At 63.9% G+C, this 25031-nt stretch carries 24 protein-coding genes; 11 read left to right on the top strand and 13 right to left on the bottom strand.

Features of this window, described 5'->3' with window-relative positions; genetic code table 11:
* The first annotated feature begins 53 nt into the window (after nt 1-53).
* Nucleotides 54-1535 (top strand): sensor domain-containing diguanylate cyclase, encoded by a 1482-nt coding sequence (locus AB5Y68_RS20375; protein WP_042014802.1) that lies wholly within the window; start codon nt 54-56, stop codon nt 1533-1535.
* A 166-nt stretch (nt 1536-1701) separates the two neighbouring features.
* Here AB5Y68_RS20375 and ppc read toward each other — a convergent pair whose 3' ends face one another.
* The gene (ppc, locus tag AB5Y68_RS20380; protein WP_010675692.1) at nt 1702-4335 is read right to left on the bottom strand and encodes a phosphoenolpyruvate carboxylase; all 2634 of its coding nucleotides are present in this window, start codon (nt 4333-4335) and stop codon (nt 1702-1704) included.
* 213 nt (nt 4336-4548) lie between these two features.
* On the bottom strand, nt 4549-5694 hold the full coding sequence (gene argE, locus AB5Y68_RS20385) for an acetylornithine deacetylase (RefSeq protein WP_039040568.1): 1146 nt from the start codon (nt 5692-5694) through the stop codon (nt 4549-4551).
* Between the two features lie 261 nt (nt 5695-5955).
* Here argE and argC point away from each other — a divergent pair, with 261 nt between their 5' ends.
* The 5 genes from argC (at nt 5956) to argH (ending at nt 11589) form a co-directional block, all read left to right on the top strand.
* Nucleotides 5956-6963 carry an N-acetyl-gamma-glutamyl-phosphate reductase gene (argC, locus tag AB5Y68_RS20390; protein ID WP_010675690.1) on the top strand — a complete coding sequence of 336 codons (1008 nt, stop codon included), beginning with the start codon at nt 5956-5958 and terminating at the stop codon, nt 6961-6963.
* A gap of 23 nt (nt 6964-6986) precedes the next feature.
* Nucleotides 6987-7766, top strand: coding sequence for an acetylglutamate kinase (gene argB / locus AB5Y68_RS20395; protein ID WP_010675689.1), 780 nt, complete (start codon nt 6987-6989; stop codon nt 7764-7766).
* A 25-nt stretch (nt 7767-7791) separates the two neighbouring features.
* Nucleotides 7792-8709, top strand: coding sequence for an ornithine carbamoyltransferase (locus AB5Y68_RS20400; RefSeq protein ID WP_010675688.1), 918 nt, complete (start codon nt 7792-7794; stop codon nt 8707-8709).
* Between the two features lie 56 nt (nt 8710-8765).
* Nucleotides 8766-10001 carry an argininosuccinate synthase gene (locus AB5Y68_RS20405; protein WP_010675687.1) on the top strand — a complete coding sequence of 412 codons (1236 nt, stop codon included), beginning with the start codon at nt 8766-8768 and terminating at the stop codon, nt 9999-10001.
* 202 nt (nt 10002-10203) lie between these two features.
* Nucleotides 10204-11589 carry an argininosuccinate lyase gene (gene argH, locus AB5Y68_RS20410; RefSeq protein WP_039040567.1) on the top strand — a complete coding sequence of 462 codons (1386 nt, stop codon included), beginning with the start codon at nt 10204-10206 and terminating at the stop codon, nt 11587-11589.
* Between the two features lie 105 nt (nt 11590-11694).
* Here the strand turns inward: argH and AB5Y68_RS20415 are convergent, their stop codons facing one another.
* Entirely contained in the window at nt 11695-12588 is an 894-nt protein-coding gene (locus tag AB5Y68_RS20415) for a LysR substrate-binding domain-containing protein (RefSeq protein WP_039040566.1), read from the bottom strand.
* A gap of 96 nt (nt 12589-12684) precedes the next feature.
* Between AB5Y68_RS20415 and AB5Y68_RS20420 the strand changes: the two genes are divergently transcribed.
* The 4 genes from AB5Y68_RS20420 (at nt 12685) to AB5Y68_RS20435 (ending at nt 14786) form a co-directional block, all read left to right on the top strand.
* Nucleotides 12685-13011 carry a carboxymuconolactone decarboxylase family protein gene (locus AB5Y68_RS20420; RefSeq protein ID WP_010675684.1) on the top strand — a complete coding sequence of 109 codons (327 nt, stop codon included), beginning with the start codon at nt 12685-12687 and terminating at the stop codon, nt 13009-13011.
* Nucleotides 13002-13394, top strand: coding sequence for a tautomerase family protein (locus AB5Y68_RS20425; RefSeq protein ID WP_010675683.1), 393 nt, complete (start codon nt 13002-13004; stop codon nt 13392-13394). The genes AB5Y68_RS20420 and AB5Y68_RS20425 overlap by 10 nt, the downstream gene beginning before the upstream one ends.
* A complete protein-coding gene (locus AB5Y68_RS20430) occupies nt 13391-13915 on the top strand; it encodes a DUF4865 family protein (RefSeq protein WP_039040565.1) in 525 nt (174 codons plus the stop codon). Before AB5Y68_RS20425 ends, AB5Y68_RS20430 begins: the two co-directional genes overlap by 4 nt.
* 235 nt (nt 13916-14150) lie before the next feature.
* Complete coding sequence (locus AB5Y68_RS20435; protein WP_039040564.1) at nt 14151-14786, top strand: FMN-binding negative transcriptional regulator; 636 nt, start codon at nt 14151-14153, stop codon at nt 14784-14786.
* 72 nt (nt 14787-14858) lie between these two features.
* Here the strand turns inward: AB5Y68_RS20435 and AB5Y68_RS20440 are convergent, their stop codons facing one another.
* The 10 genes from AB5Y68_RS20440 to AB5Y68_RS20485 form a co-directional block, all read right to left on the bottom strand.
* Nucleotides 14859-15320: a hypothetical protein gene (locus tag AB5Y68_RS20440; RefSeq protein WP_039040611.1), complete on the bottom strand. Its 462-nt coding sequence runs from the start codon at nt 15318-15320 to the stop codon at nt 14859-14861.
* A gap of 200 nt (nt 15321-15520) precedes the next feature.
* A complete protein-coding gene (locus tag AB5Y68_RS20445) occupies nt 15521-15733 on the bottom strand; it encodes a hypothetical protein (protein WP_039040563.1) in 213 nt (70 codons plus the stop codon).
* Between the two features lie 94 nt (nt 15734-15827).
* On the bottom strand, nt 15828-16166 hold the full coding sequence (locus tag AB5Y68_RS20450; RefSeq protein WP_039040562.1) for a DUF1294 domain-containing protein: 339 nt from the start codon (nt 16164-16166) through the stop codon (nt 15828-15830).
* Nucleotides 16163-16753 carry a sugar O-acetyltransferase gene (locus tag AB5Y68_RS20455; protein ID WP_039040610.1) on the bottom strand — a complete coding sequence of 197 codons (591 nt, stop codon included), beginning with the start codon at nt 16751-16753 and terminating at the stop codon, nt 16163-16165. Before AB5Y68_RS20455 ends, AB5Y68_RS20450 begins: the two co-directional genes overlap by 4 nt.
* Before the next feature lie 86 nt (nt 16754-16839).
* On the bottom strand, nt 16840-18102 hold the full coding sequence (locus tag AB5Y68_RS20460; protein ID WP_039040561.1) for an MgtC/SapB family protein: 1263 nt from the start codon (nt 18100-18102) through the stop codon (nt 16840-16842).
* A 217-nt stretch (nt 18103-18319) separates the two neighbouring features.
* Nucleotides 18320-19156, bottom strand: coding sequence for a transporter substrate-binding domain-containing protein (locus AB5Y68_RS20465; protein ID WP_039040560.1), 837 nt, complete (start codon nt 19154-19156; stop codon nt 18320-18322).
* On the bottom strand, nt 19153-19914 hold the full coding sequence (locus AB5Y68_RS20470; RefSeq protein WP_039040559.1) for an amino acid ABC transporter ATP-binding protein: 762 nt from the start codon (nt 19912-19914) through the stop codon (nt 19153-19155). Before AB5Y68_RS20470 ends, AB5Y68_RS20465 begins: the two co-directional genes overlap by 4 nt.
* Entirely contained in the window at nt 19911-20573 is a 663-nt protein-coding gene (locus tag AB5Y68_RS20475) for an amino acid ABC transporter permease (RefSeq protein ID WP_368204380.1), read from the bottom strand. Before AB5Y68_RS20475 ends, AB5Y68_RS20470 begins: the two co-directional genes overlap by 4 nt.
* A 74-nt stretch (nt 20574-20647) precedes the next feature.
* Nucleotides 20648-21313, bottom strand: a complete 666-nt coding sequence (locus AB5Y68_RS20480) for an amino acid ABC transporter permease (RefSeq protein WP_368204381.1) — start codon at nt 21311-21313, stop codon at nt 20648-20650.
* A complete protein-coding gene (locus AB5Y68_RS20485; RefSeq protein ID WP_069651908.1) occupies nt 21310-22521 on the bottom strand; it encodes a threonine synthase in 1212 nt (403 codons plus the stop codon). Before AB5Y68_RS20485 ends, AB5Y68_RS20480 begins: the two co-directional genes overlap by 4 nt.
* A 215-nt stretch (nt 22522-22736) precedes the next feature.
* Between AB5Y68_RS20485 and AB5Y68_RS20490 the strand changes: the two genes are divergently transcribed.
* A complete protein-coding gene (locus AB5Y68_RS20490) occupies nt 22737-24884 on the top strand; it encodes a prolyl oligopeptidase family protein (RefSeq protein WP_039040555.1) in 2148 nt (715 codons plus the stop codon).
* Nucleotides 24885-25031 lie beyond the last annotated feature (147 nt).

Consider the following 25031-nt stretch of genomic DNA (forward strand, 5'->3'; position numbering starts at 1 on the left):
ACTTGTCCCCGCATTCCAATGCAATGCGCCGGCGATCGAAAGGAATCGTAGCCATGAATACCACAGCACTTTGCGCTCGCGATATCGACGCGATGGATCGATATGAGACCCTTGCCAGGCTGACCGCCCTTGATCGGGCCTATGGCATGGTCGAGTTCGATCTCGATGGTCGCATGGTGTCGGTCAACCCCCTGTTTTGCGACATGCTGGGCTATCCCCCCGAAGCGCTGGTGGGCCAGTCCCATCTCATGCTGTTGCCGCCGGATCTGCAGGCAGAGCATGATCTCTTCTGGCAGAAGGTATTGGGTGGCGAGATCCAGTCGGGGGAGTTTCGCCGGGTCAGGCAAGGTGGCAGCCCCCTCTGGCTCCATGCCACCTACATGCCCGTGAGCGACGAGGCCGGCACCCTGCTGGGGGTGGTCAAGCTGGCGCACGACATTACCTCGGCTGTGATGGCCAAGCAGCGGGTCGAGCAGCAGAGCCAGCTGTTTGACATCGTGGTGGCCGCGCACCAGAGTTTTCTGCTCGATCGCAATCTCGGCTCCGCCTGCGACACCGTCTTCGAGCGGCTGCTGAGCGTGAGCGAAAGCTCCTATGGTTTCATCGGCATCATCCAGTACGAGGATGGTCGTCCCAGTCTCTATGTTCCCTCCATCTCCAATGTCTCCTGGGACGAGGCGACCCATGCCTGGTATGAGCAGCAGCGCCAGAGCCGGGGCGGGCTCATCTTCAGCAAGCTCGACAACCTGTTTGGGCACGTGGTGACCCACAATACCCTGGTGTGCTGCAACGATCTGCCGAGCCATCCAGCCAGTCGCGGTGTCTCCCCCCGTGGTCATCCGCACCTGGAGAGCTTCCTCGGCATTCCCATCCGCCACAAGGGAGAGGCGATCGGCATGATCGCTCTGGCCAACCGCCCGGGTGGCTTTGACGAGACCCATGTCAGCCTGCTCGAGCCCCTCACCACGGCCCTTGGCACCCTTATCCACGCCCGCAACCTGGAGGACGAGCGCAGTCGCATGGAGCGGGTGCTGCGCTTCAACGCCGAGCATGACTTCTTGACCAAGCTGCCCAACCGCAGCAGCTTTTTCCAGCAGGCCAACGTGTTGCTGGATCACGTCCAGCACCATCCTGCCGAAGGGGAGGCCTGCTGCCTGGCCTTGATAGATATCGACTTCTTCAAACAAATCAATGATGTATATGGACACCTTGCCGGAGATGCCGTGCTGGCGTCGCTGGCGGGGCTGCTGATGCAGGCGGTGCGCAGCAAGGATCTGGTGGCGCGATTTGGCGGGGAGGAGTTCATCCTGCTGCTGCGGGGCACGACCCTGGAGGAGGCCCACACCATCATGGAGCGCATCCGGCGCCAGGTGGAGCAGCACACCTTCCTGTACCAGCATCAGGCGATCACCGTCACCATCAGCGTGGGGCTCACACCCTATCAGATGAGTTACAGGCGCATGGATGACTGGCTTCAGTGTGTGGACCAGCGACTTTACGAGGCAAAACGTCGTGGTCGCAACCAGGTCTCCTGATGAAAGGCTATATCGCGAAATAAAACAGGGCGCCATCATGGCGCCCTGTTTGTTGTGGATGTTTTTTTCCCTTAGAGGGGGCTGTGCTGGCGGCAATATCGGGATCCCCGTGCCCGGCAGAGACGAAAAAGGGCGCCGGGGCGCCCTTGTTTGCAACGGTCCGGGATCAGCCGGTGTTGCGCATGCCGGCGGCGATGCCGGCGATGGTGACCATCAGCGCCTGATCCAGCTCGGGGTGCAGGGTCTCCGGGTGGTTGCGGGAGCGATTGAGCAGCTCGGCCTGCAGCACATTGAGCGGGTCTGTGTAGGGGTTGCGCAGCTTGATGGACTCCTTGATCCAGGGCTGATCGTCCAGCAGGTCGCCCTGCGGGCGCAGTTTCAGCACCACTTCGATGGAGTCGGCAAGCTCCTGACGCAGCTGCTTGCCGAGTGCCCACAGGTTCTCCGGTACCAGGCGGGTGTCATAGTATTCCGCCAGCCAGAGGTCGGCCTTGAGGAACACCATCTCCAGCATTTCGAGACGGGTGCGGAAGAAGGGCCACTGGCGGCTCATCTCGTCCAGCACGCTCTTCTGGCCGTCGTCGATGGCCTGTTGCAATCCCTTGTGGGCGCCGAGCCAGGCCGGCAACATCAGCCGGTTCTGGGTCCAGGCGAAGATCCAGGGGATGGCGCGCAGGCTCTCGACACCGCCGTTGGGCTTGCGCTTGGCGGGGCGGGAACCGAGCGGCAGCTTGCCGAGCTCCATCTCCGGGGTGGCAGCACGGAAGTAAGGCACGAAGTCCGGGTGACCGCGCACGATACTGCGGTAGTGATCGCAGGAGACAGACGCCAGCTGCTCCATCACGGCGCGCCAGCTCTCTTTCGGCTTGGGCGGCGGCAGCAGGTTCCCCTCCAGCACGGCGCTGGTGTAGAGGTTCAGGCTCTGGATGGCCACTTTCGGCAGGCCGAACTTGAAGCGGATCATCTCCCCCTGTTCGGTGACCCGCAGGCCGCCGCGCAGGGATCCCGGGGGTTGGGAGAGGATCGCCTGATGGGCGGGGGCGCCGCCACGGCCGACGGTACCGCCGCGGCCATGGAACAGGGTGAGGCGGATGTTGTTGGCTTCAGCCAGCGCCACCAGGGATTCCATGGCGGCGTACTGGGCCCAGCCTGCGGCCATCATGCCCGCATCCTTGGCGGAGTCGGAGTAGCCGATCATCACGTACTGACGGCCCTGGATGTAACCGCGATACCAGTCCACCGACAGCAGGCGTTCCATCACGGCGGTGCCCGCCATCAGGTCTTCCTGAGTCTCGAACAGCGGGGCTACCGGCATGCGGAACTTGCAGCCGGCTTCCTTCAGCAACAGCTGGACCGCCAAGACATCGGACGGGGCACCGGCCATGGAGATGATATAGATGCCGAACGCATCGGGGTCGTGCTGGGCGATGACGCGACAGGTGTCGATGGTCTCGCGGGTCTCGGCACTGGGATCCCAGTCGCTCGGGATGAGGGGGCGGCGGGAGTTCAGCTCGCGCAGCAGGAAGGCCTGCTTGTCCTCTTCGCTCCACTCGGCGTAGTCGCCCACACCCAGGTAGCGGGTCAGCTCGGAGAAGACCTGGCCGTGACGCTCGCCATCCTGACGGATGTCCAGCTTGACCAGGTGGATGCCGAAGCAGGCCAGCTTGCGCAGCACGTCCAGCAGCATGCCGTCGGCGATGTTGCCCATGCCGCAGGCGTGCAGGGAGTGGTAGCAGAGCTCCAGGGGCTCGCGCAGCTGGGCGGTGCTCTTGACCAGATCCCGGCTCTCGCTCGCCTGGCCCTGTACCTTGGCGGTCAGGTACTCCTGGGTCTCGCGCAGTTGCTCGCGCAGCTCCCGCACCAGGGCGCGATAGGGTTCCGGGTTATCACCGACCCGGGCACGCACGGCGTCAGTGCAATCGGCCATGGAGAGCTCGGAGGTGAGCTCCTTGATGTCCTTGTAGAACAGGCTCACCGCCATCCAGCGGCCCAGCTCCAGCACTTCGGCGGTCACCTTGGCGGTGACGAAGGGGTTGCCGTCGCGGTCACCGCCCATCCAGGAGGTGAACTTGACCGGCGCGGCATCCAGCGGCAGCCGCACACCCAGATGGTGTTGCAGGCGCTCGTCCAGATTGCGCATGAATTCGGGGATGGCCGGCCACAGGCTGTTTTCCACCACGGCGAAGCCCCACTTGGCTTCGTCCACCGGGGTCGGGCGCTGTTCGCGGATCTCGTTGGTGTGCCAGGCCTGGTTGACCAGTTGCTCGATGCGACTCTGGATCTTGTCCCGCTCGCGGGGCAGCAGATCGGAGAGTTCCAGGGCCTCGAGGCAGTCGTTGAGCTGCACGTGCTTGTGGATCAGGGTGCGACGGGTCACCTCGGTGGGGTGAGCGGTCAGCACCAGATCGATGTCCAGCTCGCGCACGGCCTGGATGATGGCCTCCTGGGACAGGTTGGAGGCTTTCAGCTTGTCGAACATCTGCTCCAGCGGGTCCGGGGTGCAGACCTGCTCTTCGCAGCGACGGGAGATGGTGTGGAACTGCTCCGCCACGTTCGCCAGGTTGAGGAACTGGCTGAAGGCACGGGCCACGGGCAGCAGTTCGTCATCGGAGAGGGTACGCAGGGTGTCGAGCAGGCGCTCTCTGTCTGCCTCGTTCCCCTTGCGGGAAGACTTGGCAAGTTGGCGAATGGTCTCAATCTTGTCGAGGAAGGCCTGCCCCTGATGATCCTTGATGGATTTACCCAGCAGTTGGCCCAACATGCCTACGTTGGCCCGTAGTGCGGCGTACTTTTCGTTCATTCCACATCCTTATTTTGTTGGTGCCTCCTGACCTTCCAGGCGGGAGGCGACCTCACTTATTGTTGTGCGATTACAACATATGCTCCGTCATCTTAGGGGGACAATCTACCCAGATTGTCTGCGCAAGGTCAAATAACAAGCCGATTCAGAACATGTATTTCCCTCACCTGTCCCAAGGCGCCTGTCATGTAACTTACTTACATCCCTATTTGGCTAGACGCAGAAGCGCCTGATCAGGTGCTGCAGCACCGCCGTGGTCGGCTTGACGAACGACAGATCCAGGTATTCATCGGGCTGGTGGGCCTGGGTGATATGGCCTGGGCCCATCACTATGGTCTCGCAACCCAGTTGCTGGATAAAGGGGGCTTCGGTGCAATAGTTCACGGACTCGGCGGCCCGGCCGCTCGCCTTTTCCGCCTCCCGCACCAGCTCGGAGTCATCCTGGCAGGCATAGGCCGGAATGGGTTCGTGCAGGTGCTGCAGGTGCAGGCAGCCGGGCTGGTGGATCTCGATGGGGGAGAGCGCCTCTTTCAACATGCCCATCAGCTCGTCGGGACCCACCTGCGGGGTGGGACGCATGTCGATGTGCAGCTCGCAGCAGCCGCAGATGCGGTTCGGGCTGTCGCCCCCCTGGATGTAGCCGAGGTTCAGGGTGGGCTGGGGCACGGCGAAGCGGTGATCCGCGTACTTCTCCTTCAGATCCTGCTGGAGCCTGAGCACCTGACCCATGGCCTTGTGCATGATCTCCATGGCGTTGACGCCGTTGGCGGGATCCGAACTGTGGCCGCTTCGGCCTGTGATGCGAATGGCTTCCGACATGTGGCCCTTGTGGGCCACCACGGGCACCAGCCCGGTGGGTTCGCCGATCACCGCGTAGTCGGGTTTGAGTTCGGCTGCGGCGGCGATGGCGCGGGCCCCGGCCATGGTGGTCTCTTCATCGGCGGTGGCCAGGATGCGCAGCGGCTTGCTCAGGGTCTTGAGGTCGACCTCCTTGAGCGCTTCCACGATAAAGGCGAAGAAGCCCTTCATGTCGATGGTGCCGAGCCCGTACAGGCGGTTGCCCTCTTCGGTCACCTTGAAGGGGTCTTTGGTCCAGGCTCCTTCATCGAAGGGAACGGTATCCGTGTGACCCGCGAGCAGCAGCCCCCCTTCTCCCTGACCATAGGTCGCCACCAGGTTGAACTTGCCCGGCAGATCCGGCAGGGCCGTGACCTCGCACTGGAACCCAAGCTGGCCGAACCAGTCGGCCAGCAGCCGGATCACCGCCTCGTTGCTCTGATCCCAGCGAGTATCCGTGCTGCTGATAGAGGGAATCGCAATAATATTCTTATAAAGTGAAAAAAAATCCAGTTTGGCCATCAGCTCCTCCTTGCGTCCCCGGAGTGTTTCTGTTAGAAAATACAAATGCAAAGTGAGTGCATGAATATTCTGTTCGAGTGCTCATCGACAAGGCCTCTAGTTGTAAGGGAAAGTTAATGTTCTGTCACCTGATCTGTAACCGACGACGCATATCCGCCTGAATTGCCCCTCCGCACTCGTTGCATCAAAGGGGCGATAGCCGACCCCTTGCACCGCAGCACCATGCTGTGAATTTCGAACCCAGACTTGGAATACTCAAACATGCTTAAGACCGTTATCGTCGGTGCCAGTGGCTACGCGGGGGCCGAACTGGCCGCTCTGGTCCAGAACCATCCACAACTCGAGCTGTTCGGCCTCTATGTTTCCGCCGGCAGCCAGGACGCCCACAAACGTTTCTCTTCCCTGCATCCCCAGTGGGTGGGCAAGCTGGATCAGCCGCTGCTGCCTCTGGACGAAGACGGCATGACCCGGATCCTGACCCAGGCCGATCTGGTGGTGCTGGCTACTGCTCACGAGGTGAGTGCGGAACTCGCGCCCAAGTTCCTGGCCAAGGGGTTGCCGGTGTTCGATCTCTCCGGTGCCTTCCGGGTCAACGATCAGCAGTTCTACTCCTCCTTCTACGGCTTCACCCACGAGAATGAGCAGTGGCTGGAGCAGGCCGCCTACGGTCTGGCCGAGTGGAATGCCGATGCCGTCAAGGCCGCCCAGCTGATTGCCGTGCCGGGATGCTACCCGACCGCCTCCCTGTGCGCCCTCAAGCCGCTGCAACAGGCCGGGCTGATTGCCCAGGGGTGGCAGCCCATCATCAATGCGGTTTCCGGCGTCTCCGGGGCCGGTCGCAAGGCCGCCATCAACACCAGTTTCTGCGAAGTGAGCCTCAATCCCTACGGCACCTTCAATCACAGGCACCAGCCGGAGATCAGCCACCACCTCGGCAAGGAGGTGCTGTTCCAGCCCCACCTCGGCAACTATGTGCGGGGCATCCTGGCCACCATCTATGTGCAACTGGCGGAAGGGGTGACGCCGACCCAGGTGGATCAGGCCTACCTCAAGGCCTACGAAGGCAAGCCGCTGGTACGCCTCACCGGCCAGATGCCCTCCATCCGTGGCGTGGCGAGCACGCCCTACTGCGACATCGCCTGGCAGCAGCAGGGCAACATGCTGGTGGTGGTTTCTGCCATCGACAACCTGCTCAAGGGGGCCGCCTCGCAAGCCATGCAGTGCATAAATATCAAGTTTGGTTTTGAACCGGCCACCGGCCTGATTTAACGCTTTAAGAAAGGATCGAGAAGATGGACAAGCAGACGCTGGTAATCAAGTTGGGTGGTGCCCTGATCGAGAACGACGAGGCCCTGACTGCCCTGTTCGCCACCCTGAAGACCTTCCTGGATGATCAGCACCGTCCTCTGGTGCTGGTGCACGGTGGTGGCTGCCTGGTGGACGACCTGCTCAAGGGGCTGGGCATGACCTCCACCAAGAAGAACGGCCTGCGGGTGACCCCGTTCGAGCAGATCCCCGTGATTGCCGGTGCCCTGGCCGGGACCGCCAACAAAATGATGATGGCCAAGGCCATCTCCACCGGCATTCCTGCTGTGGGTCTGTGCCTCGCCGACGGCGGTCTGTGCCAGGTGACCCAGCTCGATCCGGATCTCGGTGCGGTCGGTGACTGCAAGCCGGGCAACCCGGCGCTGGTGGCCGGCATCCTGGGGCAGGGCTTCCTGCCGGTGGTGAGCTCCATCGGCATCACCGCCGACGGACAGATGATGAACGTCAATGCGGATCAGGCGGCCACCGCCATCGCCGAAGCGCTGGGTGCCGATCTGGTGATGCTGTCGGATGTGAGCGGCATTCTGGATGGCAAGGGCAAGCTGGTGCCGCAATTGGACAAGCAGAGCGCGCTGGACCTGATGGAGAAGGGAGTTATCACGGACGGCATGGCCGTCAAGGTGAAAGCCGCCCTGCACGCCGCCGAAACTCTGGGCAAGCCGGTCTGTGTCGCCAGTTGGCGCTACCCGGATCAGCTGCTCAAGCTGCTGGCTGGCGGCGCGGTCGGCACCCAGGTCACCCTCTGATCTCCACCGGGAAAAGGACAATCCGATGCAACATCTTCTGAAAGACAGTGATTTAAGCAAGGCCCAGATCGAGGCGCTGCTGGCGCTTGGCAAGGCGGTCAAGGCCGATCCGAAGAAATACAGCCAGGCCCTGGCGGGCAAGAGCGTGGTCACCCTGTTCGAGAAGCCCTCCCTGCGTACCCGGGTCACCTTCGACATCGGCATCGCCAAACTGGGCGGTCACAGCGTCTATCTGGATCAACAGAACGGGGCGCTCGGCAAGCGGGAGTCGGTGAAGGATTTCGCCAGCAACCTGTCCCGCTGGTGTGACGCCATCGTCGCCCGGGTGTTCGATCACCAGACCCTGGTCGAGCTGGCCGAGTTCGGCTCGGTGCCTGTGGTCAACAGCCTGTGCAACCTCTACCACCCCTGCCAGGGGCTGGCGGATTTCATGACCATCAGCGAGCACTACAGCGATCTGTCCAAGGTGAAGCTGGCCTATCTCGGCGATGGCAACAACGTGAGCCACTCCCTGCTGCTGCTGGGGGCGACCCTCGGTACCGATGTGACCCTGGTCTGCCCGAAAGGCCATGGCCCGGATACCCAGATCTTCCTGCAGGCCCAGGCGCTGGCAGCTCAATCTGGCGCGACCATACATATCAGCGATGATGTCGCGGATATCGAAGGCTTTGACGTGGTTTATACCGATACCTGGGTTTCCATGGGTGACAACACACCAATGGAGCAGGTAAAAGATATCTTCATGCCTTATCAGATCAACCAGGCCCTGCTCGATCGGACCGGCATCCAGCATGTGCTGCACTGCCAGCCGGCCCACCGGGAGCTGGAGATCACCTCGGAGGTCATGGACGGCCCAGCCTCCCTCATCATGGATGAGGCAGAAAACCGGATGCATATCCAGAACGCCGTGCTGCTGACCCTGTTCGGACAGGGCCAGAAGTAATCCGGCAACCGACCCGGAATCACCCCTTTTTATCGAATCATCACGGAGAGAAGTAAATGAGCGGAATCAACAAGATCGTACTGGCTTACTCGGGCGGACTGGATACCTCGGCCATCATTCCCTGGCTGAAGGAGCACTATGACGCTGAAATCATCGCCTTCGTCGCCGACGTGGGCCAGGAGCGTGACGATCTGGAAGGTATCGAGCAGAAGGCCATCGCCTCCGGCGCGGTCAAGTGCATCGTCAAGGATCTGCGGGAAGAGTTCGTCAAAGAGTATGTCTACCCGACCCTGAAGACCGGCGCCGTCTATGAAGGCACCTACCTGCTGGGTACCTCCATGGCCCGTCCGGTGATCGCCAAGGCGATGGTCGAGGCTGCCCTGGCGGAAGGGGCTGATGCCATCTCCCACGGTTGCACCGGCAAGGGCAACGACCAGGTGCGGTTCGAAGGGGCGGTGGCTGCTCTGGCGCCCCAGCTGAAAGTGATCGCCCCGTGGCGGTTGTGGGACATGCGTTCCCGGGAAGATCTGCTGGCCTATCTGGAAGCCCGCAACATCCCCTGCAAGGCGACCCTGAAGAAGATCTACAGCCGCGACGCCAACGCCTGGCACATCTCCACCGAGGGTGGCGAGCTGGAGAGCACCTGGAACGAGCCGTCCGAAGCGGTCTGGCAGTGGACCGTCTCTGCAGAGGATGCCCCGAACGAGCCGGAATACGTCAAGCTGACCGTGGCCAAGGGCGAAGTGGTCGCCGTTGACGATCAGCCGCTCAGCCCGCACCAGATCCTGACCACCCTGAACGAGCGTGCCGGCAAGCACGGCGTGGGCCGGATCGACATCACCGAGAACCGGATGGTGGGCATGAAGTCCCGTGGCTGCTACGAGACCCCGGGTGGTACCGTGATGGTTGCCGCACTGCGCGCCGTGGAAGAGCTGGTACTGGACAGACCGACCCGCGCCTGGCGGGAAAAGCTGGGTGCCGAGTTCTCCCACCTGGTGTATGACGGTCGCTGGTTCACCCCGCTGTGCAAGGCCATTGTCGCCTCCGCCAACGCCATCGCCGAGGAGCTCGACGGTGAAGTGGTGCTGAAGATGTACAAGGGTCAGGTCACCGCGGTGCAGAAGAAGTCGCCGAACAGCCTCTACTCCGAAGACTTCGCCACCTTCGGTGCCGACGAAGTGTACGACCAGAGCCATGCCGAAGGTTTCATCCGTCTCTACACTCTGGCGAGCCGGATCCGCGCCATGAAAGAGCAGCATCAAGCCATCGGTGGCGACCATACCCACGGCTAAGCAAGCGCTATCACCCGTTGATTCGAGGGGGCATGGCCCCCTCTTTTACAGGCAGAGAGGCCCTTTGCCATCCTCATCGGGTGTGACAAGAGCGGCTGCGCCCTGGCCGCTTCTGTGAGATAACAGGCTCGCAGAAAAACAGGGCAAGATTTCAAGTTCGACGGCGCAAGGCGCCGCCGACAACGCATTCAAGGAGAGCAGTATGGCACTTTGGGGTGGACGCTTCAGTCAGGGAGCCGATAGCCGGTTCAAGCAGTTCAACGATTCGCTGCGGTTCGACTACCGTCTGGCGGAGCAGGATATTCAAGGCTCCATGGCCTGGGCCAAAGCGCTGGTCAAGGTGGGCGTGTTGACCGAGGGTGAGCAGGCCAAGTTGCAGCAGGCGATGGACGTGCTGCTCGCCTCGGTGCAGCAGGATCCCCAGCAGATCCTGAGCTCGGATGCCGAAGACATTCACTCCTGGGTCGAGAGCCAGCTCATCGCCGCCGTCGGCGATTTGGGCAAGAAACTGCACACCGGTCGCTCGCGCAACGATCAGGTCGCCACCGACCTGAAACTCTGGTGCAAGGCGCAGGGTGAGCTGCTGCTCGGCTCCATTACCGCCCTGCAACAGGGGCTGGTGGCCTCCGCCCGTGCCAACCAGGCCGCGGTGCTGCCCGGTTACACCCACCTGCAGCGGGCCCAGCCGGTCACCTACGCCCACTGGGCCCTGGCCTATGTGGAGATGCTGGAGCGGGACCATTCCCGTCTGCAGGATGCCCTCAAGCGCCTCGACACCAGCCCCCTCGGCTGCGGCGCCCTGGCGGGCACCGCCTATGCCATCGACCGCGAAGCCCTGGCGCTCGACATGGGCTTTAGCGGCGCGACCCGCAACAGCCTGGATTCGGTGTCCGATCGGGATCACGTGGTGGAGCTGATGCACGTGGCGTCCCTCTCCATGACCCACCTGTCGCGGTTTGCCGAAGACCTTATCTTCTACAACACAGGTGAAGCCGGTTTTGTGGAGCTCTCCGATGCGGTGACCTCAGGTTCCTCTCTGATGCCCCAGAAGAAGAACCCGGACGCGCTGGAGCTCATTCGTGGCAAGACCGGCCGGGTGGTCGGCGCCCAGATGGGCATGCTGATGAGCCTCAAGGCGTTGCCGCTGGCCTACAACAAGGACATGCAGGAAGACAAAGAGGGGCTGTTCGACGCCCTCGACACCTGGCACGACTGCCTCGACATGGCGGCGCTGGTGCTGATCGATCTGAAGGTCAATGGCGAGCGGACCAAGGCGGCGGCCCAGGGCGGTTACGCCAACGCCACCGAGCTGGCGGACTATCTGGTGGCCAAGGGCATCCCGTTCCGTGAGGCGCACCATATCGTCGGCGAGACCGTGGTCTATGCGATCCAGGTGAAAAAGCCCCTGGAAGAGCTCTCCCTCCCCGAGTTCCAGCGCTTCAGCCCCGTGGTGGGGGAGGATGTTTACCCGAACCTGGAGCTGGAAGCGACCCTGGCCAAGCGGGTTGCCAAGGGAGGCGTTGCTCGCGAGCAGATAGAGGCAGCCCTCACCGCCGCCGAGGCCTGGCTGAGCAAGCGGGCGGGTTAAGCCAACCGGCGCGCCATGGGAGTAAGAAGGCAGAACGGCAACCCCAGGGTTGCCGTTTTTTATGGGCACGCTTCGGCGCCGTGGGGCGCGTTGACCAGGCGCTGTTCAGCCCCTGTGTCCGGCGCTGGCCTGATGCACGGCGTCCGTGAGCAGTCGTTGCAACTGGCATCTGGCCTCGTCGGCTTCATGGCTGGCGGCGAGCAGCACCACCCCCAGGGTGCCCGGTGAGGGCAGCACGCCGCCGAGGGTGGCGAGACTGGCCGGCATGCCGATGGGGGAACGCACCGTGATCCCGAGCCCGGCCTGCACGGCGGCCCAGATCCCGCCCAGGCTCTGGCTGGTGAAGGAGATCCGCCAGGGGATCCCGGCATCGTCGAGGGCGCGGATGGCCCGTGCCCGCATCAGGCAGGGGGCATCGAAGAGCACCAGGGGCAGGGGCTCCCCGCGCGCGAGCAAAGGGGCGAGGTCCCACTCGGGGTGGGCAATCCAGGCCAGTTGCACCACCTCGATGAGGGGAAGATCCTCCCGCTCTCCCTGTGGCTGCCAGGCGAGAGCCATGTCGAGGGTGCCTTCCCTGATCCCCTGCACCAGAGCCCCGTTGCGATCGATGCGGGTCGTCATGCGCAGGGCCGGGTGCTGGCGACAGAGGGGACCCAGCACGGCGGGGAGCAAAGATTCACCGAAGTCCTCCTGCACCCCGAGCCGGATCTCCCCTTGCAGCAATTCCCCTTTGAGGGCGAGCACGGCTTCGTCATTGAGCGCCAGCAGCCGCTTGGCGTAGCCCAGCAGGCGCTCACCGCTGGCTGTCGGCACCAGGTGACGTCCCTGCTTCATGACCAGATCGGTGCCGCACTGCTGTTCGAGTTTTTTCAACTGGGCGCTGACCGCCGAGGTGGAGCGGCACAGCCGCTGCGCCGCCAGCGCAAAGCTGCCGCACTCCAGCCCCAGCACGTAGCTGCGCAGGGCATCGAGATCCAGGCTGGGGGGAAGGGGTGACATAACTATCCTTATAATCGGGATGATTGGTCTTGAATATTTCGATTTTTTAAATTGTAGCAGTGAGGGAGAGTGGCTTCATCCACCAAGGAGATTGCCATGACACCCGATGTTCCCGATCGCGCCACCCTGGCGCAGCTTGCCCCCCGACTCGCCCGACTGGCGGAAGAGACGCTGTTTGGCGATATCTGGCAGCGCCCCACCCTCTCGGCCCGCGAGCGCAGCCTGATCACCCTGGCCATCCTGGCGTCCCTGGGCCGGGTGCAACAACTGCCCTGGCATATTGCATTCGCCCGGCAAAACGGCCTGTCCCGGGATGAGCTGGAAGAGCTGTTCACCCATCTTGCCTTCTACGCCGGTTTGCCCGCCGCAGTGACGGCTGTGGGCTATCTGCCCCCCCGCGAGGAGGTGACCCCATGCCGCTGACCCGTATCACCCTGTGCGAGGGGATGAGCGACGCACACCTGCAACAACTCAGCGCCCTCTACCACCAGACCCTGGTGGAGGTGTTCGAGGTGCCGCCGAAGGATAAATTCCAGATCCTCGAGATCTTGCCTGCCAGTGCGCTCATCTATGACCCCCACTACCAGACCGGCCGCCGGGACCAGGGTTTCATCCTCTTCCAGATCCTGGCGGGCAAGGTGCGCAGCACCGCGACCAGGGAGCGTCTTTATGCACGTCTCGCCGAGCGCCTTGAGGCCGAGCTTGGGATCCACCCCGACAACCTCATGGTGGTGATCCAGCAGACCGATGCCGAGGCGTGGAGTTTCGGCCAGGGCCGGATGTTCAGACAGGAGGTGGCCTCATGATCGCCATGCACTACCGATTCACCCTGCCCGCAGACTACGACATGGCGCTGATCGAGCAGCGGATCGCCAGCAATGGCGCCAGACTGGACGGCTTTCCCGGTCTGTTGTTCAAGGCCTATCTCTACAGCCGTCAGGACGATGGGGCCCTGCCGGGGCAGGAGAACCGCTATGCCCCCTTCTATGTGTGGCACAGCGCCGAGGCGATGCACCGATTCCTGGCAAGCGAGGGATTCGCGGCGCTCACCCGGCATTTCGGCTGGCCCCGCATCGAGACCTGGCATCTGCTGCGGGCGCCGGATCCGGCCTCCCTCGACGGGGCTTGCATGGCCAGGCTGCGGCGCACCAAGGTCACTTCCCACGGCGAGCTGGCCGACCTGCACGGCGAGGCCATGGTGAGCGGCTGGGATCTCACCCGATGGGAATGGCTGGAGGCGGATTTTCTCCCGTCCCTCTCATCGCCCTTGCCTGGCGGGGGCGAGATCTACCGTATCGGCTATCTGGCGAAGGGGGGCGGGGTGTAAAGCGGAATTATCTTTGTCATTGATGTTGTATTTCCATTCACTTGGGCTGTGAAAGTGATATTCGCATCGTGAACATAGGGTTTTATATCGCGCTTGTGGATGATGATGTGGCATTGCGGCCACCTGCGGCAATGAACTGGCTCAGTGGGGCACATTCAGGGTGACGGCCCGCGCCGGGCAGGGCATGATCCCGCTGCAATGCGTATGGACGCGTCAACCGGATCAAGGAGTTCCCATGTACCTGCCACCCCATTTCGCCGTTACCGACCCCGAGGCGCTGCACCAGCTGATGCAGGCGCACCCCCTGGGGGCCCTGATCACCTGTGGTGAAGGGGGGCTGGATGCCAACCACCTGCCGTTCGAGTTCGATGGGGCGCAGGGGGCCCACGGTGTGCTGCGGGCCCATGTGGCCCGCAACAACCCACTCTGGCAGGAGGTGAAAGAGGGCGACGAGGTGCTGGTGATCTTCCGCGCCGCCGACGGCTACATCTCCCCCAGCTGGTATCCGGGCAAGCAGGTGCATCACAAGCAGGTGCCCACCTGGAACTATGCCGTGGTGCACGCCCATGGCCGTATCCGGGTGAGGGACGATGCCCGCTTCGTGCGTCGCCTGCTCGCGACCCTGACCCGTACCCACGAGGCGGGAGAGTCCATTCCCTGGAAGATGGCGGATGCACCGAGAGACTATCTCGAGACCATGGTGCAGGCCGTGGTGGGCATAGAGATCGAGATTGAGCGGCTGGTCGGCAAGTTCAAGCTGGGTCAGAACAAGGAGACAGCGGATCGCCTGGGAGCGGCCAATGCCCTGCAGGAGCGCGGGCAGACCGCACTGGCCGACGCCATGCTGAACCCGCCTCCTTCACAGTCCTAGCATGGCACCCAGGGAGCTGCCCGACAAAAACGGCAACCGTCTGGTTGCCGTTTTTCATGGTTCCACTCCCGCTCACGCGCTGGCATTGAGCAGCTTGCCGACGCCTTCCCCCGGGCCCTGGGGCAGGGTTTGCTTGAAGGCGTAGAGCAACTGATCGAGGTTGAGGTCGCTGTTGCCGAGGGAGCCCTTGAGGGTGTCGAGTTCGCTCTGCAGCGCATCGAGGCGGGTGCTCTGGGTGCCGTCGGCCAGCTGGGTGCGGGCGGCGTCGATGGCCTGGGGCAGCGATTGGCCTGAGTACTCCTGACCCAGGGTCTGCATCAGCGCCCCCATGAAGTGGTTGATGGCAGGGCGGTTCTGCTCGCTGTCGGCATCCTTGATGCCGAGGCGCTGGAACAGGCTCTGCACCGTGGGGGCGAGCCGCTCTTCCTGCACGGGAGTCTCGGCCTTGGCCTGTGGCGTACCATCGCCGAGCAGCTTGCTGCCGAGCTTGAGGGCAAGGGAGGCGAGGGGAAGCAGGGTGCTGATGGCGATCATGATGTCACTCTCCGTACGACTGATGTCATGACGGAGCAGGGAATGGGCCAGCTTGGCGAACATTCAGCCTAAAAATGGCAGGGGACTGATCCTGCTGTGAATTTAGTTTTTACCTGGCAGGAGGCGGGTGAGCGCGGGAGGGGGCGGCGGCAAACCCTTGCAGCCCGGGGGCTGGCCGGTTTGCCGCCCGGCTTGCCGGATCAGAGCTCCTTGAACGGGCGGCGCTTCTCCTCCTCGATGACGATGGCCTCCAGATTGGCGATGCGCTCCTGCAACTCCTTGATGATCATGTCCTGCTTGCCGAGACGGTCGGTAATGCGGGCATCCCCCATCTGGTAGCGGGAGCGTTTGGTGAGATAGCTGAACGACACGCTGATAAAGACGATCAGGACGATACCTGTCCACATGGTCATGAATGACTCCTTTCAAGATTTGAACGAGAGGATCTGTCTCCCGCGCTGTCGTTGTCTCATACCCGACCTTGGGCGGCAATGCCCGCCTGGTTGTTCAGAGCGGCCAGAGCGGCCAGCCGAGCCAGATCCCGAGCAGCAGCAACTGCCCCCAGACGATGGCCCAGAACCGCAGGCGGTAGCTCCCTTTCTGGGTCTTGTGGCGCAGCCACTGGCGGGCGACCAGGGCGCCGGGCCAGCCGCCGCACAGCTCAAGCAGATGCAGGCGGGCCTCGGGCACGCGCCAGCCGCCACGAATGGCCTGGCGTTTGTCCCAGGCGTAGACGACCAGGGTCAGCAGGCTCATCAGCAGGATCAGGGCCAGCGGCCACCAGTTGGCATCGTGCGCGCCGAGCCAGCCTGCCCAACCCAAAGGCAGCAGGGCAAGGGCCATCATGACAGGCACGCCTGATCCCGAGTCTCGCCCGGTTGTAGCGTGCGGATCACCCGGGCCGGATTGCCCACCGCCAGGGAGTCCGCCGGGATGTCCCGGGTGACCACGGCGCCGGCCCCTATGATGGAGCGGGGCCCTATGGTGACGCCTGGGCAGATGATGGCCCCGCCGCCAATCCAGCAGTCATCGCCGATCCGCACCGGCTTGTTGTAGGCGGTCCAGTTGCGTCGCTCCAGATAGTCCATGGTGTGGGTGGCGGTGTAGATCTGCACGTTGGGGGCCAGCAACACATGGTTGCCGATGTGCACCTCGCCCACGTCGAGTATGGTGACGTTGAAGTTGAAGAAGGTCTTCTCGCCGATGTGGATGTTGCGGCCGAATTCGCAGGTGAAGGGGGTGCTGATCCAGCAGGAGTCAGGACAGTGGGCGAAGAGGTCGCGGCAGATCTGCTGGCGCAGGGCGTGATCCCCCGCCGGTGAGGCGTTGAGTCGGCTCAGCAGCGCCTGGCCGCGAATGCGGTCGTTCGCTATCTCCTCGCTCTGGCTGTCCAGGGCGCCCCCCGCCAGTACCTTGTCCCAGTCGCTTGCCATGGTCATCTCCTCCTGCTGCAAGAGGGGGCAGTATACGCGACAAGGGGAAAGGGTGTCAGAGTGCCGGGCCCGTCAGGTGATCCCCGTCATCCTGTCATCAGGACAAGGGGCAGGATGAGCAGGATGGAGACGAGGTAGGGGAGCAAGACCCGCCGCCCCAGGCTGCGTCCGCCAATCACCAGTGCCAGCACCCCTTTCACCAGGGAGTTGACCAGCCCGGCGAGCAGTATGCCCCTGGCCGCCACCTCCAGGGCCAGCTCCTTCTGGGCGAGCTGGGAGAGGGAGAGGGTGATGGCGTCCACGTCCGTGATGCCGGAGACCAGCGACAGCAGATAGACCCCGGAGTTGCCCACCTTGCTTTGCAGCAGGGTGGCCATGAAGCCGATGAGGGCGAGCAGCAGACCGAACTTGATGGCGGTGGCGAGATCCAGCGGGTTGCGGGTTTCGGGCTGTACCGGGCCGTCCGGCATCTCTTCCCGCTGGCGCCAGAACCAGAAGGCAAAGCCGTAGACGATGGCTGCCAGCAGCAGCAGGGGGGCGGCCAGACGCAGCGCCAGCTCCCCGTGGATGATCAGCACCAGTGCCAGCAGCCTGAGCCACATGGTGGCTCCCGCCAGCAGAATGCCGGTGGCCAGCAGCCGCTCCAGCCCTCCCTGCTCCTTGTTGAGGCGGGCAAATTGCAGGGTGAGGGCGGTGGAGGAGGCGAGCCCCGCCAGCATGCTGGTGAGCACCAGCCCGGAGCGGGTGCCGAGCAGGCGCACCGCGAAGTGACCACAGAACGAGATGCCGGCGATCACCACCACCATGAGCCAGATCTTGAAGGGATTGAAGGCATTGAGGGGACCCATCTCGGTATCGGGGAGCACCGGCAGCAGCACCAGAGAGATGAGCAGAAAACGCAAGGTGGCGTGAAACTCCATTTCGCTCAAGAACAGCATCCCCTGCTGGATCTTGCCCTTGAGCCCCATCAGGAGGGCCGCCAGCACGGCGCAGGCCACCGCCTCGCTCGGGCTCTGCAGCACCGACATCAGCCCCAGCAGATAGGTGAGCACCATGGCCACCGAGCTGGTGAGGCCGAACTCCCCCTGCCAGCGCTGGGCCAGCCAGACCGAGAGGCCGCACCCCGTCACTACGCTCAGCAGACCGAGCAGGGCCAGCCAGGGCCCCAGGGTGGGCAGCAGCAGGGCGCAGACCCCGCCGAGCAGACCGATGAGGCCATAGGTGCGCATCCCGGCGATGCGCTGGTTGTCTCCGAGCTGGCGCACCTGCCAGCCCCGCTCCAGCCCGATGATGAGCCCGATGGCCAGGGACACCAGGGCGCCGTAGACGGGCTCGGCCTCTATCCACATGGGTTTCTCCTCCCGCTGCCGTTTCAGTGAGGATGGCACAGGGCATCCCGGGGCAGGGGGAGCTGGCTCACAGAGCGGGTGTCCCGCCTGCCGGGGTCTTGCAAACAAAAAAAAGGCGCCACCCGGAGGGGACGCCTGAAAACCAAACCTTGCGGTTTGCAGACCAACGGAACCAAAGATCACACACTTCACACTCAGCACTGCTGTGGGGCAGGGCTCAACCCTGCCACTTGCCTCCTTCCACTATCACGTCGTTGGGATCGGTATCGGCGCTCAGTTTGTCGCGCACATACTGGTCGTAGAGTTTGAGCAGGTACTTCTCTTCCCCCAGCTTGGCGAGACGGTCGTTGACCCAGTCCCGCAGCTCGATATTGCCCTTCTTCACCGCCGGCGCGATGGGGTCTTCCGAGCCCAGCTTCTCGGGCAGCACCCGATAGCCCGGGTTCTCCTTGGCCCAGCTGAACAAGACCAGGTTGTCCTGGGCATAGGCATCGCCGCGGCCCTGGGCCAGGGCCTGCAGGGATTCGGTGTTCTTCTCGAACTTGAGCACCTTCCAGTCCGGGTGGTTGCGGGTCAGCCAGATGTCGGCCGTGGTGCCGGTAGTGACGATAAGCCGCTTGCCGGCCAGATCGTCGAGCTTCTTGGCGTCGCTGCCTTCCGGCACCAGCACCTGTACCGCGACCTTGAGGTTCGGGTTGGTGAAGTCCACCACCTGCCGCCGCTCCGGGGTCACCGTCATGTTGGCGAGGATGAGATCCACCTTGTCGCTCTGCAGGAAGGGGATGCGGCTGGCGGGCTCCACCGCCACGAACTCGACCTTGTTCTCGTCTCCCAGCAGGTCCTTGGCGAAACGGCGACCGAGGTCGGTGTCAAAGCCGACGTAGTTTCCTTTCTCGTCCACATAGCCAAACGGCGGCTTGTCGGTGAAGACGCCGACGATGAGCTTGTCCCGCGCCTTGATCTTGGCGAGGGAACCGTCTTCTGCCTGGGCGGCGCCGCTGGCGAGGCCCAGGCCGATGAGGGCGCTAAACAGGACCGAGGTAATTATCTTCATGCTGACTCCTTTCGTTTGCTGACAGTTGTATAAGAAAACTTGGCGAGGAACTGGCGGGCACGCTGGCTCCTGGGATTGTCGAAAAATTGATGGGGGGCGGCCTGCTCCAGGATGTGGCCGCCGTCCATGAAGACGATGCGATCCGCCACCGCCTGGGCGAAGGCCAGCTCGTGGGTGACGATGAGCAGGGTCATGCCGCTGCCGGCGAGATCCCGGATCACCTCCAGCACCTCCTGTACCATCTCGGGATCCAGCGCAGCGGTCACCTCGTCAAACAGCATCACCTGGGGGTTCATGCACAGCGCCCGCACGATGGCGATGCGCTGCTGCTGGCCACCGGAGAGCTGGCGCGGATAGTCGTGGCGCCGCTCCCACAGGCCGATGCGAGTCAGCAGCTGCTCCGCCTGCAGCAGGGCCTCGGCCCGCTCCCGCTTCTGCACCTGCACAGGGCCGAGCAGCACGTTCTCCAGCACCGTCAGGTTGGGGAAGAGGTGATAGCTCTGGAACACCATGCCGATGCGCTGGCGTACCCGCTGCCAGTCGGTGTTGGCATCCAGCCTCTCTCCGTCGAAGCGAATGTCGCCCCCCTGAATGGGTTCGAGCCCGTTGAGGGTGCGCAGCAAGGTGCTCTTGCCGCAGCCGCTCGGCCCCAGGATGACGATCACTTCCCCGGCGTTCACCGTGAGGCTGACCTCGTCCAGTACCCGGTGTTGGCCGAATTGTTTGCTGACAGCATTGAGCTCAAGCAGAGGTGTCATACCGCATTACCCCATTGTTGCTCCAGCCGGCGCGAGGCGAGCGAGAGCGGATAGCAGACCAGAAAGAAAAACAGGAACAGCAGACTGTAGATGAGCAGCGAGCCATAGGTGCGCTCGATGATCTGCTGGCCCACCTTGATCACCTCCACCACCCCGATCAGCACCGCCAGCGAGCTGGTCTTGATGATGCGGGTGTAGATGTTGATGGTCGGCGGCGTCAGCCGTTGCAGCGCCTGGGGCAGCAGCACGTGGCGATAGAGCTGCCAGCGGGAGAGCCCGAGCGCCAGGCCGGCCTCCTGCTGGCCGCGGGCGAGGGATTTGAGACCACCGCGCACCACTTCCCCCACCTCGCTGGCGCCCCACAGGGCCAGCACCAGCACGGCGCACCAGAAGGCCGGGATATCCAGGCCAAAGAAGATCGGCAACCCGAAGAAGAAGAGGTAGAGCCACACCAGCACGGGCACCACCCGAAACAGCTCCAGATAGACCCGCAGCACTCCCCGAGTCAGCCTTCCCCCTTGCTGGGCCAGCACGCCGTAACCGACCCCGCCCAAGGTGGCGAACAGGATGGCGAGCAGCGAGATGGCGAGGGTCTGGCCCGCGCCCACCGCCAGCAGCGGCAGCGCCTGCGTCAGCTGCTCAGTGACCGGACTGGCCATAGTGATCCCTCCTTCTTTGTGCATGGGTGGCGAATGACGGCAGCAGCTGGACAATAGGTGTCTGCATCAGTTGTTCAATGACCGAACTGACCATGTTGCAGCCTCCTTTCAACGACGCGCAGGGCAAGGGAGAGCGGCAGAAAGATCAGCACGCACATCAAGGTCAGCACCGCCAGCATCTCGTAGGTCTTGTAGTAGAGGGCGATGTAGTTCTTGGTGGTGTAGAGCAGCTCCGGCACCGCCACCGCCGAGGCCACCGTGGTCTCTTTGAGCAGAAAGATGAAGTTGGCAAACAGCGCCGGCAGGCTGGCGAGCCAGGCCTGAGGCAGCTGGACGTGGCGCAGCAGCTGCCAGCGGGAGAGGCCGATGGCCCGGCCCGCTTCCAGCTGGCTGGGGGGGATTGCCTGAATGCCCGCCCGCAGCGCCTCGGTGAGGTAACCGCCACCGAGGAAGGTCATGGCGATCACCGCCGTGGCAAAGCCGGAGAGCGAGATGCCGAGCGCCGGCAGCCCGAAGTAGAGAAAGAACAGCTGGATCAAGAGCGGCGTGTTGCGGGCCAGCTCGACATAGGCGCGGATCAGCCCGTTCAGCCAGGGCTTGTGCAGGCTTTGCAGCGTCACATTGAGCAGCGCCACGGCGAGCGAGGTGAGGATCACGATGGCGCCGAGCTGCAAGGTGACCCAGACCGATTGGCCGAACGCCGGCAGGGTGGTGAGAACAAAGGACCAGTCGACGCTCATGCCGGGATCCTCCCGTCGCGGCGCAGCCGCTGGGGCACGACAGTGATGGCGTCCGGGTACTTGATGCCGGCGCCGGTGTTGAGCACCACCACCCGCTCGCCCCCCCGTATCCAGCCCGCTTCCCGCAGCTGGCGGGCGGCGGCGAAGGCGGCCGCCCCTTCCGGGCAGACGAAGCTGCCTTCGCGCGCGGCGAGCTGTCGGATCTCGCGCTGGATGGCGCTATCATCCACCGCGACGGCGCACCCCTCGGTGCGATAGAGGGCGTCCAGCACCAGAAAGTCCCCCAGCGCCTTGGGCACGTTGATGCCGAACGCCAGGGTCTGGGAATCGGGCCAGAAGCGCGATTCGCGCTCCCCCTGCTGCCACGCCTGGACGATGGGGGCGCAGCCGCTCGCCTGCACCGCCACCAGTCGCGGCAGCGGGCCTTTGACCCAGCCCAGCTCCTGCAACTCCCGCAGCGCCTTGTAGATGCCGATGAGACCGACTCCGCCACCGGTGGGGTAGAGGATGACGTCCGGCAGGGTCCAGCCGAGCTGCTCGGCGATCTCCAGCCCCATGGTCTTCTTGCCCTCGATGCGATAGGGCTCCTTGAGGGTGGAGGCATCGAACAGCCCCTGCTCGGCCACCGCCTCGGCCACCTGGCGACCGGCGTCGCTGATGAGGCCGTCCACCAGATAGAGGCGGGCACCGGCCAGCGAGGTCTCCAGTCTTGTGATGGCGGGGGCCGCCTGGGGCATGACTATGGTGCTGCGCAGCCCGGCGCGGGCGCCATAGAGCGCCCAGGCCGCCCCGGCGTTGCCGTTGGTGGGCATGGCGAAGTGGGTGATGCCGAGTTCCCGGGCGCGGGAGACGCCGACCGCGGCGCCGCGGGCCTTGAAAGAACCGGTGGGGATGATGCTCTCATCCTTCATCCAGAGATCCGGAATGCCAATCTGCTTGCCGAAAGCGGGCAGGGGCAGCAGGGGAGTGAAGCCTTCCCCCAGGGTGATCACCTGGGCGGGGTCGCGCACCGGCAGCAGCTCGTGGTAGCGCCACAGGCTGGCGGGGCGGCCCAGCAGCGCGGCCGGGTGCCAGGCCTGTTTCAGGGCCTCGAGGTCGTAGCTGGCCAACAAGGGGGCACCGACCGGGCTCAACTGCTGGGGCTGATCGGCATCCACTATCTCGCCGGTCTTGCTGCAACGCAGATGTGATAGGTAGCTGTACGGCATGCTTTATCCTGAATGGCTCACGTTGGCTGGTGTCTTATTCCATCCTGTGACCCAAGGGCCGGATAACAAACAAAATAAAGCGGCAAACTTAAGCGAAAAAATTCATATGGCTCCCCCGTGCCGACGGGCCACCCTCTGCCACCGGTCGGGGGGTTGGGCCATCCGGCGCGCTTTGTTAACCTGCCCGCTCACTCAAACCGCAGGGAGCCGCCTCGATGCGAGCCATTGTCAGCCTGCTGGCCCTGTCACTGCTCTGTGCGTGCAGCGGCCAGCCAACCAGAGAGGATGCCATGTCAGGGAATACGCGCCTTCACTACCCCGTCACCCGCCAGGGTGAGCAGGTGGATCACTACTTCGGCCAGGCCGTGGCCGACCCCTATCGCTGGCTGGAGGATGATCGCAGCCCCGAGACGGAGGCCTGGGTCAAGGCCCAGAACCGGGTGACTCAGGGTTACCTGGCGCAGATCCCGTATCGCGCCGCCATCAAGGAGAAGCTGGCCGCCTCCTGGAACTACGCCAAGGAGGGAGCGCCGTTTCGCGAAGGGCGCTACCACTACTTCTTCAAGAACGACGGTCTGCAGAACCAGAACGTCCTGTGGCGCCAGCAGGAGGGCAAGCCGGCGGAGGTGTTCCTCGATCCCAATACCCTCAGCCCCGACGGCACCACGGCGCTGGATCAGCTGAGTTTCTCCCGCGATGGCCGCATCCTGGCCTACTCCTTGTCGCTGGCGGGCAGCGACTGGCGCGAGATCCACCTGATGGACGTAGAGAGCAAGCAGCCGCTGGAGGCGCCCCTCAAGGACGTGAAGTTCAGCGGCATCAGCTGGCTCGGCAACGAGGGCTTCTTCTACTCGAGCTACGACAAGCCCGACGGCAGCGAGCTGTCGGCCAGGACCGATCAGCACAAGGTCTATTTCCACCGGCTCGGCACGGCGCAGGAGGATGACCGGCTGGTGTTCGGCGCCATCCCGGCCCAGCACCACCGTTACGTGGGGGCGACCGTCACCGAAGATGACCGCTTCCTGCTTATCTCGGCGGCGAACTCCACCTCGGGCAACCGCCTCTATGTGAAGGATCTGAGCCAGGAGAACGCGCCGCTGCTGACGGTGCAGGGGGATCTGGATGCGGACGTGAGCCTGGTGGACAACAAGGGCGGCACCCTTTACCTGCTGACCAACCGGGACGCCCCCAACGGCCGGCTGGTGACGGTGGATGCCGCCAACCCGGGCCCGGCCCACTGGCGGGACCTCATCCCCGAGCGCCAGCAGGTGCTGACGGTACACAGCGGCAGCGGCTATCTGTTCGCCGAGTACATGGTGGATGCCACCGCCCGGGTCGAGCAGTTCGACTACGAAGGCAAGCGGGTGCGCGAGGTGGCGCTGCCCGGCCTTGGCAGCGTCAGCGGCTTCAACGGCAAGCACGACGATCCCGCCCTCTACTTCAGCTTCGAGCACTATGCCCAGCCGCCGACTCTCTACCGGTTCGAGCCAAAGAGCGGCGCCATCAGCCTCTATCGCGCCTCGGCGGCGCCGTTCAAGCCAGCGGATTACGTTTCCGAGCAGCGCTTCTACCGGAGCAAGGACGGCACCCGGGTGCCGCTCATCATCAGCTACCGCAAGGGGCTGAAACTCGATGGCAGCAACCCGACCATCCTCTACGGCTACGGCGGCTTTGACGTGAGCCTGACCCCGAGCTTCAGCGTGTCGGTGGCCAACTGGCTTGATCTGGGGGGCGTCTATGCGGTGGCGAACCTGCGCGGGGGCGGCGAGTACGGCCAGGCCTGGCATCTGGCGGGCACCCAGCAGAACAAGCAGAACGTGTTCGACGACTTCATCGCGGCGGCCGAGTACCTCAAGGCCGAGGGCTACACCCGTACCGATCGGCTGGCGATCCGCGGTGGCTCCAACGGCGGCCTGCTGGTGGGGGCGGTCATGACCCAGCGGCCGGATCTGATGCGGGTCGCCCTGCCGGCGGTGGGGGTGCTCGACATGCTGCGCTATCACACCTTCACCGCCGGGGCGGGCTGGGCCTATGACTATGGCACCAGCGCCGACAGCGAGGCGATGTTTGACTACCTGAAGGGCTACTCGCCCCTGCACAACGTCCGGGCCGGGGTCAGCTACCCCTCGACCCTGGTGACCACGGCGGATCACGACGATCGGGTGGTGCCGGCCCACTCCTTCAAGTTTGCCGCCACCCTGCAGGCCGACAATGCCGGCCCCCATCCCCAGCTCATCCGCATCGAGACCAATGCCGGGCACGGGGCGGGCACGCCGGTGGCCAAGCTTATCGAGCAGAGTGCGGACATCTATGCCTTCACCCTGTACGAGATGGGCTACAGGGAGCTGCCGCGTCAGCCTTGATCCGGGCGAGACGGGCGCCAGCTATCCACTATCATCAGGGCCCTGCGGGGCCCTTTTCATTGCCGCGTGTTTGAACGTGGGCCTGCGACCATCCCTGTCTCGCTGCTGGCCCGTTTTGGCAGACGGGCCCCATCTGTCATCCCCCCG

This window comes from Aeromonas sp. R6-1, from assembly GCF_040908165.1.
Lineage (GTDB): Bacteria > Pseudomonadota > Gammaproteobacteria > Enterobacterales > Aeromonadaceae > Aeromonas > Aeromonas caviae.

Bases quoted from the DNA above. Each gene is read 5' to 3' on its own strand.
- AB5Y68_RS20480 (WP_368204381.1), bottom strand. From the start codon at position 21,313: ATGAGCGTCGACTGGTCCTTTGTTCTCACCACCCTGCCGGCGTTCGGC.
- AB5Y68_RS20445 (WP_039040563.1), bottom strand. From the start codon at position 15,733: ATGACCATGTGGACAGGTATCGTCCTGATCGTCTTTATCAGCGTGTCG.
- AB5Y68_RS20460 (WP_039040561.1), bottom strand. From the start codon at position 18,102: ATGTGGATAGAGGCCGAGCCCGTCTACGGCGCCCTGGTGTCCCTGGCC.
- AB5Y68_RS20405 (WP_010675687.1), top strand. From the start codon at position 8,766: ATGAGCGGAATCAACAAGATCGTACTGGCTTACTCGGGCGGACTGGAT.
- argH (WP_039040567.1), top strand. From the start codon at position 10,204: ATGGCACTTTGGGGTGGACGCTTCAGTCAGGGAGCCGATAGCCGGTTC.
- argE (WP_039040568.1), bottom strand. From the start codon at position 5,694: ATGGCCAAACTGGATTTTTTTTCACTTTATAAGAATATTATTGCGATT.
- AB5Y68_RS20425 (WP_010675683.1), top strand. From the start codon at position 13,002: ATGCCGCTGACCCGTATCACCCTGTGCGAGGGGATGAGCGACGCACAC.
- AB5Y68_RS20455 (WP_039040610.1), bottom strand. From the start codon at position 16,753: ATGGCAAGCGACTGGGACAAGGTACTGGCGGGGGGCGCCCTGGACAGC.
- AB5Y68_RS20490 (WP_039040555.1), top strand. From the start codon at position 22,737: ATGCGAGCCATTGTCAGCCTGCTGGCCCTGTCACTGCTCTGTGCGTGC.
- AB5Y68_RS20375 (WP_042014802.1), top strand. From the start codon at position 54: ATGAATACCACAGCACTTTGCGCTCGCGATATCGACGCGATGGATCGA.
- AB5Y68_RS20450 (WP_039040562.1), bottom strand. From the start codon at position 16,166: ATGATGGCCCTTGCCCTGCTGCCTTTGGGTTGGGCAGGCTGGCTCGGC.
- AB5Y68_RS20400 (WP_010675688.1), top strand. From the start codon at position 7,792: ATGCAACATCTTCTGAAAGACAGTGATTTAAGCAAGGCCCAGATCGAG.
- AB5Y68_RS20420 (WP_010675684.1), top strand. From the start codon at position 12,685: ATGACACCCGATGTTCCCGATCGCGCCACCCTGGCGCAGCTTGCCCCC.
- AB5Y68_RS20475 (WP_368204380.1), bottom strand. From the start codon at position 20,573: ATGGCCAGTCCGGTCACTGAGCAGCTGACGCAGGCGCTGCCGCTGCTG.
- AB5Y68_RS20470 (WP_039040559.1), bottom strand. From the start codon at position 19,914: ATGACACCTCTGCTTGAGCTCAATGCTGTCAGCAAACAATTCGGCCAA.
- AB5Y68_RS20435 (WP_039040564.1), top strand. From the start codon at position 14,151: ATGTACCTGCCACCCCATTTCGCCGTTACCGACCCCGAGGCGCTGCAC.
- AB5Y68_RS20415 (WP_039040566.1), bottom strand. From the start codon at position 12,588: ATGTCACCCCTTCCCCCCAGCCTGGATCTCGATGCCCTGCGCAGCTAC.
- AB5Y68_RS20430 (WP_039040565.1), top strand. From the start codon at position 13,391: ATGATCGCCATGCACTACCGATTCACCCTGCCCGCAGACTACGACATG.
- AB5Y68_RS20485 (WP_069651908.1), bottom strand. From the start codon at position 22,521: ATGCCGTACAGCTACCTATCACATCTGCGTTGCAGCAAGACCGGCGAG.
- argB (WP_010675689.1), top strand. From the start codon at position 6,987: ATGGACAAGCAGACGCTGGTAATCAAGTTGGGTGGTGCCCTGATCGAG.
- ppc (WP_010675692.1), bottom strand. From the start codon at position 4,335: ATGAACGAAAAGTACGCCGCACTACGGGCCAACGTAGGCATGTTGGGC.
- AB5Y68_RS20465 (WP_039040560.1), bottom strand. From the start codon at position 19,156: ATGAAGATAATTACCTCGGTCCTGTTTAGCGCCCTCATCGGCCTGGGC.
- argC (WP_010675690.1), top strand. From the start codon at position 5,956: ATGCTTAAGACCGTTATCGTCGGTGCCAGTGGCTACGCGGGGGCCGAA.
- AB5Y68_RS20440 (WP_039040611.1), bottom strand. From the start codon at position 15,320: ATGATCGCCATCAGCACCCTGCTTCCCCTCGCCTCCCTTGCCCTCAAG.